The organism is Aeoliella sp. (assembly GCF_965227375.1).
GTDB lineage: Bacteria > Planctomycetota > Planctomycetia > Pirellulales > Lacipirellulaceae > Aeoliella.
In genome coordinates, this window is the sequence record NZ_CBDDFX010000002.1 from 4,694,698 (window position 1) to 4,701,933 (window position 7,236).

Genomic DNA, 7,236 nt, shown 5'->3' on the forward strand with positions numbered 1-7,236 from the left:
ACTGCTAGCGACTCTCGACCGCGGTCGGCACACCACCAGGTGGTGCGGTTGGCGGTGCCGGCGTCGGTGCGGTCGGCGGCGCGGCGGGTGGCGGTGCTTGCTCGATGTAACCACTGGGCGGCGGCGCTTCTTCCCGAACGGGAGTGGGATGCACGCCTACGTCGTACATCAAGTGATGCAGCGTTGCTTCGACCTGCTCGAACTTCGCCTGCAATCCGCTTTGGCCGATTTGCCGTTGATGGTGTCGCGACCAGCCATGCACGTCGCCTTCCACATGGTGGAATAACGCGTCCATGCCACCCAACCGGCTACGGACCGCCTGGCGGTCGTTCCGATGCTCGGCCGCGAGGATGAACTTGGCGGTCTGGAACAACTCGTACGCCTCGGAGTAGGTCTCGTGGAAACCAGGGTTGTGCTGGTAGTTGTAGTGCAAGTCGAGGCACAGGTTGTTCATTTGTGTTTCGAGTTCCAGGGTCAATTCGTCGACGTGCGAATAGCCACCGAAAGCGATCACCACGGGTTGCGGCTCGACATGACGGTGGTGCGAGTGATCGACCCACGGCACGTAGTAGTACTTATCGCCACGACAGTAATACGAACCATGATGATGCCCCTTGGACGTGCCGCTGCGAATCACAAACGTGGCGTCGCGGCCACCGATGTTCGGCGTGATCTGCACCTTAGAGTTCCCACCGCCGGGACGGATGACCCAGTTCTCCTGCCCGCCGCGACGATGCCCATCGTCCTTGTGCTCGTCGTCACCGCGCCAACGATGATCGCCAACCTTGTTGCGTCCACCATCATCCGGCTTCAGCTCAATGCGGGGCTTGAAGTCGTCGCCCAGCTTAATGCGAATCTGGGCAGCAGCCGGCGTGACAATCGATGCTGCCAAGGCGGCGACGAGCGCGAAGGGAATGGTGCAGCGGGTCAGCATGGGAGGACTCCAAGAGTTTCGGACGAGCGATGCACTAATCTTACTTCACTCTCCCTGCTACTTCGACCAACAAGCGGCGGCAAAACGAAAACTCTCACAAAAGTGGGGATTTTGAGGAATTGTCGGGCTGGGTTTGGCGAGTCTCCGCCATGTGCGCCCATGCGGCACGCGCAGCTGCGCGGGCGGAACCGCTGGAAAGGCCCTCGTCATCAGGTAGAATCCATAGCGCTACGCTTCCCCAACTTCTTATCTCTAGCGGGAGGATGTTCTCATGTTAGCGCTGGTTCGATGCGGCTTGTTACTCATCTTGGTTGCGACCTGCGGAATGGCTTCTGCCATCGAGCGGGAGATGAAGGAGTCCGGCGAGAAGGGTGGTACCGAGGACATCAACATTGGCATTGGCGAACTCCAAGAATGCACGCTGACCGGCGTAGAGGACATCGGCTTGGTCAGTTCGTACCAATTCGAGATCGCTTACGACTCGTCGGTGCTCGCCTTCGACAGCGTGGAAGACTTGCTGTTCGGCGCCGGCATGCTGACTCCCACGTTCACACCGACCGGCGTGCAATTCTCCGCCACCGGCTCCGCGCCTGCCGAGAGTGTTGGCGACTTCTTCGAGATTCGCTTCACCGGACGAGAGATTGGTTCCAGCGACCTGCTCGTGATGACCGAGCACGTGTTCGACACGCAAGCACCGCCGCAAGAGTATCCACCCGCAGGCGCGAACACGCTTACGATTCATGTAGTGCCCGAACCGAGCTCGGTATTGCTGCTCGCGCTGGGGCTGGGTGGCTTGGCCTACGTCAGAAGAAGCCAGACGCTGGGCGTGCGTCAGATTCGATGACTGTCCCAGAGAAATAGTATATCTGGCTAACCGAATGGTAGGTCGCAACTCCATCCACATCGATTCTCAACAATGGCAGTTCGTTGGGTACCTCAATCACTTCTACCACTCGGAATTCTGGGTTTCGATCCCCGCTTCGAAGATGAACATAATCTCCTGGCGCGAAGCTGTGGCTGCAGCTAGAACACTTCTGGGGTACCACCGACCCTATTGGAAGAGTCGGAAAGTATTTGCGGTACCATTCCTCTTCTGATAGAGCGGGAGTTGCATCTGATAGAGCAGGAGTTGCATCCATGGCATCTCCACAGATTGGGCAAACTACCATGGGCATTGCAATTGCTCCGAGCGCTGGCGCTTCCGGCTCGCCGGGGTGCGAGGTGCACGTAGGTCTACACCGGCGCCACCGCGTCGAGCGCTTCGATGATCTTGCCGACGTTCTCCTCGCGGGCGCCGTGGCCCATCAGGCCGATGCGCCAGCACTTGCCGGCCAAGTCGCCCAGGCCGCCGCCGATTTCGATGTGATGTTCCTCGAGCAGCGCGCGACGCACGGCCGCTTCGTCCTTCACTCGCTCGGGAACCTTCACCAGATTGAGCTGCGGCAACGAGTGCAGCGGGTCGGAGGCGTACTCGAAGCCGCGCTCTTCGAGTTGGACCTTGAGCAGCTCGTGTGCTGCGCGATGCCGCTCGAAGCGGTGCACCGAGCCCTCTTCCAGAACCAGTCGCAACGCCTCGTGCAGGCCGTAGTTCATGTTCACCGGCGCGGTGTGGTGGTACGCGCGGCTGCCGCTCCAGTAGTTGCCCACCAGCGACAGGTCGAGGTACCACGAATTGCAGGGCGACTTGCGGTTGTTCACCTTCTGCATCGCCCGCTCCGACAGCGTAACTGGCGCGAGGCCCGGCGGGCAGGAGAGACACTTTTGCGTGCCGCTGTACGCGCCGTCGATGCCCCACTCGTCGATCATCACCGGCACGCCGCCCAGCGAGGTAACACAGTCGACCAGCAACAGTCCGCCATGCTTGTGCACCGCCTCGCCCAGTTGATCGATCGGCTGATGCACGCCGGTAGACGTCTCGGCGTGGACGATCATCATGATCTGCGGTTTGAGTTCGCCCACCAGGTCGACGAGCGCTTCCTGGTCGAATGCTTCACCCCAATTGGCGTTGAGCGTCTGGACCTCGCCGCCCGCGCGGCGACACTTCTCGGCGAAGCGACCGCCGAACACGCCGTTGATGCACACCACGCACTTGTCGCCCGGCTCCACCAGATTGTCGGCCAGCATCTCCGCCCCGGCCGAACCGGTGCCGCTGCACGCCAGCGTCATCTCGTTCTCGGTTTGAAACACGGCTTGCAACATTTCGCGGACCTCGTTCATCACGCGCATGAACTCGGGATCCATGTGACCGATGCAAGGCTTCGCCAGCGCCTCGAGCACCGAAGGTGCGACGGGCGAAGGCCCCGGGCCGTGGAGCAAACGAGTAGGCAGATCGAGTGGTGGGAAAGGTGTCTTCACGGGGATGTGTTCCTTCTTGCTAACGATGATTGTCTATGGGGTGGCTGGGGTCGAGTGCAACGAGCCCCCAGTAGTCCGCTGGCCGGGGGCTCGCGGAGCTCGACCCCAGGCACCGGAATCGTTCGTAGTAAACTGCTCTCAACCACCTCGTCCATTGTAGATGTGCCCGCCGGTGGTCGCGTAGTCGCGCAGCACCTGGGCGGCCTCCGCGCGGCGAACACCTTCGATCACCTCAATGCCGCGCGAGTGAAGTGCTTCGATCCAATTCTCAGGTTTGGGGCCTTCGTCGAATCCGATCGCCCGCGCGTCGGCCTCGGTTGCACCACAAACCAGCCGCTTCACACCCGACCAGGGCGTCGCGCCAAAGCACATGGAGCACGGTTCGCAACTGGTGACGATTTCGTAGCGACGATGCTGCTCGCCGCCCAAGTCGTGCGAACCAACAAGTTGCTGCGCCATGGCGAACGCGACCATCTCGGCGTGCCCGCCCGACCACTTCGTCGAGACCACCACATTCACGCCCGGCGCCAGCAATGTCTGGCTGTCGAGGTCAAACACCGCCGCGCCGAACGGCCCTCCGGTCCCTTGCTCGATGTTCTTCCGCGCGAGGTTAATCGCCAAATCCATGCGCTCTTCGTCGCTGCGGTACAGGTGATCCACCGGCGGCAGGAACGACTCGACCCACGCTGGCAGCGTCACTTCCAACTTGGGAAATCGCGGGTTGGCAAGGTCGGACTGGTTCGGTACTTCGGACATGCGAGTCTTGAATGGGGCGCAGGCGTCACATCTGGCAACTTGCAGGATACCCGCCCTACGCTCCGCCGAAAAGCTCGACAGCAGCGTCAATCGTCCCGACGCCAGTCGGCCAGGTGCATTTCGACGCTCACCCGGCCGCGGAAACGGTTGAGTACCGGATGGAATGCGATGGAGATCGGCGCATTCCGCGCGGCTTGGAAGTCGTCCATCCAGTCGCCACCGCCAAACGCAACCGCGCGTAACCGAACGCCATGCTGCTCGAGTTCCAGCGACACATGCCGCCCGGCCGCGCCGATCAGTCGCGGCTCGCCGGCGATGCGGACATCGCTGGCACACATCACCGGGCGACGGTTGCCACAGCCGAACGGGGCGAGCTTGTCGATATCTTCGATCGTCTGGCGAGTGAGCGCGGCAAACGGCGCTTCGGCATCGATGTCCATCTGCCCGTCTCGCGCCGCATCGGCCAAGCGACGAGCGGCCGCAGCGCAGAACGCCTGGCGAAACGCATCGATCGACTTGTCTGCGATCTTCAGCCCAGCGGCCGCCGCGTGTCCGCCATGGCTCAGCAGGTGCTCACTGCACTCGGCAAACGCCGCATGCAAATCGAAACCCGGAATGCTCCGCCCCGAGCCCATGGCCGGCTTGATGCCAAGTTTGTCTTGCGAGATCAACACCACCGGACGGTTGTACTGCTCGACCAGCTTGCCCGCCACGATGCCAATCACGCCGGCGTGCCAACCAAAGTCGGCCAACACGAACGCTGGATCCTGCTCAGGATGGAACTGCCGCTTGGCTTGCTTGCGAGCTGCCAGCAGAACGCTCCGTTCGATGTGCTGCCGCTCGCTGTTGAGCTCTTCGATAAAGCGCGCCAGCTCCGCCGCGCGCTTCGGGTCCTCTGTCGACAAGAGTTCAACCGCCAGGTCCGCCTGCCCCAACCGCCCAGCAGCATTCAGACGCGGAGCGATGGAGAACCCCACGTCGTCGCCGGCGAGGAACGGTTTCTTGTCGAGTTCGGTGATCTGCTTGAGCGCCGCGATACCGACCGAAGGACTCGCCGACAGGCTCCTCAAACCGTTGCAAACGATCGCGCGGTTTTCATCCACCAGCGGCACCACATCGGCAATCGTACCGATGGCCGCCAGCCCGGTCGCCTCGAGCAGAAACGCACGCATCGCCGGCTGCACACGGTTGCCACCGGAGGCCAACTGGCAAATGCCCCACGCCAACTTGAACGCCACGGCCGCGCCGCACAGCCCATGAAACGGATAGTCGAAGTCGGGCAGCGCCGGATGCACAATGGCTGCTGCTTCTGGCAGCCGGTGCGCCATCTGATGATGGTCGGTCACTACCAACTCGATGCCCAGCTGGCGTGCGTGGTCGGCCTGTTCGAGACTAGCGATCCCATTGTCGACAGTCACCACAACTTCGGCACCGCGGCTGGCCAGCTCGTCGAGCGACTCGTTGCTCAACCCGTAACCTTCTTCCAGCCGGTGCGGCACGTAGTACTCCACCTTGGCGTGCAGCAGCCGAAAGCACCGCAGCAGGATAGCGGTGGCCGTCATGCCATCCGCATCGTAGTCGCCATAGATGACGATTCGCTTGCCAGCCTTGGCAGCCGTGTGAAGCAACTCGGCCGCGTGCGTCAGCCCGGGCAGTTCGCTGGGATCGCGCAAGTCGGTGAGCTTCGCCTGCAAGAATCGACGCGCGGCGTCGGGACAGTCGATGCCCCGCCCCACGAGCAGACGGGCGACCAGCTCAGACACTTCGGCCGCTTGCGCAAGCCGCTCGACGACCGCCGTATCGTACGTCGCGATGCGCCATTGCTTGGGCATTGGAAGGAGAGAAGAGTGCAGCGAATAGCGCGGACGAAACCAATACGCAACGGGCGACCCACCGGGGCTCGGCTAGGGCACCGGTGCTGGCTACTTCTTCTTCTCGGTGTGCATCGTGTGGCGCTGCAGGCGCGGGCAGAACTTCTTGAGCTTCAGCTTCTCGCCGCCCATCTTCCGCCGCACGGTATAGTTGTAGTCGCCGGTTTCCTCGCAGACGAGGAACACCACTTCGACCTTTTTCTTGCGTTTTCCGCCGCTTTTCTTTGCCATGATACCGAACCTCGCGTACCGCACCGAATCTTAAATAGTGGCCAGCCCAGCAATATACTACCGTCGCAACCACCCCGCCAGGGGTGTTCAGCCGCGGGAGACCGAAAATCCGGCCCTCAGCCGGTATTGAAAGCAACTGATTCGAGGCTATACTTAAAAATTCAACCCACCCTGCTGCACCCAGCAGGGCGGCCCCATTCCCCTGTAGCTCAGTTGGTAGAGCAGGCGGCTGTTAACCGCCTTGTCGCAAGTTCGAGTCTTGCCGGGGGAGCTCCTCTCCGCACCGCGGAAAGCACCGACAATCTGGTTCACACCCCACACCCAGGCGAGATCCGCCTGGGTGTTTTGCTTTGGGGGTGTGTTATTGGCGATGTTTGCGGGCCACGCGGTACGCGACGTTACCGACGAGACCCTTCGCATCTGGATTGAGATGGAATTATGACCACAGATTACCAACTCATAGCTCAGCGAATCCGCGAACTGATGACGGATGTCGACAAGGAGGATTTGAGCGTACAAGATACGCTCGCCAAAATGGAGGCAGCTATTCGAGAGAACTGCAGTTTTCGCGACGTAACGGCCCCTTGGCAAACCAAGGTGATGGGCCATCGTGTGGTAAGGTTGTACTACCCCGAATATAGCGAGTTCTTTCCGATTGAAGACTGGGGTCCTGCGGGAGAGGGAGAGCTGGACAGGGCAGTGGCAGTTAACGGAATGCTCTGCAATATCTTGTTGACTGTCAAACATTTTGACCAAAACAAGGTCTACTCCGAAACAGCCATCAGACTGTTGGAGGCGTACCCTAGCTTAACTCGAAAGGCCGGAGGTGTTGTTTTCGACGACAACTTCCCACATATGCTCGAGGGCGATACGTCCCATTGGGTTACTTTTAGAGCGACGTAAGGAGTCGGCAGAACGTTGAATGAGAAACCTCCAAATCTGCAACCCACACGGCGCACCCCGAATTTCACGTCGTTGAGGCCGTTAGGACGACGTTCGAATCGTCCACCGAGGGACGCCCGCAACCCACCCGTGTACTGGCCCAGCGATCTTTAGTTCACCTCTTTGTGCATCGAAAACCGATGGTTC

Annotated in this window: 7 protein-coding genes and 1 tRNA gene; 3 read left to right on the plus strand and 5 right to left on the minus strand. The window is 61.0% G+C overall.

Annotated features, from left to right (window positions below; all coding sequences use genetic code 11):
- Nucleotides 1-4: 4 nt before the first annotated feature.
- Nucleotides 5-934 (minus strand): hypothetical protein, encoded by a 930-nt coding sequence (locus tag ACQK2L_RS31290; protein WP_425400989.1) that lies wholly within the window; start codon nt 932-934, stop codon nt 5-7.
- A gap of 325 nt (nt 935-1,259) precedes the next feature.
- Here ACQK2L_RS31290 and ACQK2L_RS31295 point away from each other — a divergent pair, with 325 nt between their 5' ends.
- On the plus strand, nt 1,260-1,778 hold the full coding sequence (locus ACQK2L_RS31295; RefSeq protein ID WP_425400990.1) for a cohesin domain-containing protein: 519 nt from the start codon (nt 1,260-1,262) through the stop codon (nt 1,776-1,778).
- A 389-nt stretch (nt 1,779-2,167) separates the two neighbouring features.
- Here ACQK2L_RS31295 and ACQK2L_RS31300 read toward each other — a convergent pair whose 3' ends face one another.
- The 4 genes from ACQK2L_RS31300 to rpmG form a co-directional block, all read right to left on the minus strand.
- Nucleotides 2,168-3,289: a pyridoxal-phosphate-dependent aminotransferase family protein gene (locus tag ACQK2L_RS31300; protein WP_425400991.1), complete on the minus strand. Its 1,122-nt coding sequence runs from the start codon at nt 3,287-3,289 to the stop codon at nt 2,168-2,170.
- 138 nt (nt 3,290-3,427) lie between these two features.
- On the minus strand, nt 3,428-4,045 hold the full coding sequence (locus ACQK2L_RS31305) for a nucleoside deaminase (RefSeq protein ID WP_425400992.1): 618 nt from the start codon (nt 4,043-4,045) through the stop codon (nt 3,428-3,430).
- Nucleotides 4,046-4,131: 86 nt separating this feature from the next.
- Nucleotides 4,132-5,877 carry a single-stranded-DNA-specific exonuclease RecJ gene (gene recJ, locus ACQK2L_RS31310; protein ID WP_425400993.1) on the minus strand — a complete coding sequence of 582 codons (1,746 nt, stop codon included), beginning with the start codon at nt 5,875-5,877 and terminating at the stop codon, nt 4,132-4,134.
- A gap of 90 nt (nt 5,878-5,967) precedes the next feature.
- Nucleotides 5,968-6,147, minus strand: a complete 180-nt coding sequence (gene rpmG / locus ACQK2L_RS31315; RefSeq protein ID WP_425400994.1) for a 50S ribosomal protein L33 — start codon at nt 6,145-6,147, stop codon at nt 5,968-5,970.
- Nucleotides 6,148-6,345: 198 nt separating this feature from the next.
- Between rpmG and ACQK2L_RS31320 the strand changes: the two genes are divergently transcribed.
- Both ACQK2L_RS31320 and ACQK2L_RS31325 read left to right on the plus strand, forming a co-directional pair.
- Nucleotides 6,346-6,418 (plus strand) — tRNA-Asn (locus ACQK2L_RS31320).
- A gap of 167 nt (nt 6,419-6,585) precedes the next feature.
- Complete coding sequence (locus ACQK2L_RS31325) at nt 6,586-7,050, plus strand: hypothetical protein (protein ID WP_425400995.1); 465 nt, start codon at nt 6,586-6,588, stop codon at nt 7,048-7,050.
- Nucleotides 7,051-7,236: the final 186 nt, after the last annotated feature.